At 66.9% G+C, this 723-nt stretch carries 1 protein-coding gene; it reads left to right on the top strand.

Translation table 11 applies throughout. The features are described 5' to 3' along the window. Nucleotides 1-156 precede the first annotated feature (156 nt). The coding region (locus AB4091_RS21790; RefSeq protein ID WP_442294991.1) for a DEAD/DEAH box helicase family protein at nt 157-723 on the top strand (567 nt) is incomplete at its 3' end.

Raw genomic sequence — 723 nt, 5'->3', positions numbered from 1 at the left:
GCGCCAAGGCGTTCGCCGCGGCCGCGCCGGACGAACGGCACCTGGTCTTTGCCCCGGCCCGGTTCGTCAGCCAGAAGATGCTGTCCGAACAGAACATTCCCGTGGAGTTCGTGCCCCTGCCCTTCGCGCTCTACCGCATCGACCGGAGCTGAACCCATGTTCCGCCAGCTCGACTATCAGGACCGCGTGATCTCGACGCTCGACACCTATCTCGATCTTCTGAAGGAGAAGAAGGCGCTCGCGGATCAGGTGGCGGCCCTCGCGGCGCAGAACCCCGGCCTTGGCCTCCCCATCCCCGATTTCGCGGAAGGTGCCTGGAAAGGGTTGGAAGCGGCAGGCAAGCTGCCCGCCTCGCGTGCCGACATTCCCTTCTCGCCCCGCTTCGACGGCTGCGGCAGGCCCGTGCCCAATGTCGTACTGAAGGTGCCCACGGGCGGCGGCAAGACCTGGCTTGCSGCCTYGGCGGTCTCGCGCGTCATGGGGCGCTATCTCGACCGRAACACCGGCTTYGTCCTSTGGATCGTGCCAAACGAGGCGATCTACTCGCAGACGCTGAAGCGCCTGAAGGACCGCCAGCACCCYTACCGCCAGGCGCTCGACCGCGCCGCGGCGGGGCGCGTGAAGGTCATGGAGAAAACCGACCGCCTCGATGCGCGGGACGTGGAGAGCAGCCTCTGCGTCATGCTCCTGATGCTGCAATCGGCCAACCGCGAGACGCAGGAC

The organism is Terrabacter sp. 2RAF25, from assembly GCF_052115265.1.
Lineage (GTDB): Bacteria > Actinomycetota > Actinomycetes > Actinomycetales > Dermatophilaceae > Terrabacter.
This window is presented reverse-complemented; position numbering and strand designations above follow the sequence as displayed.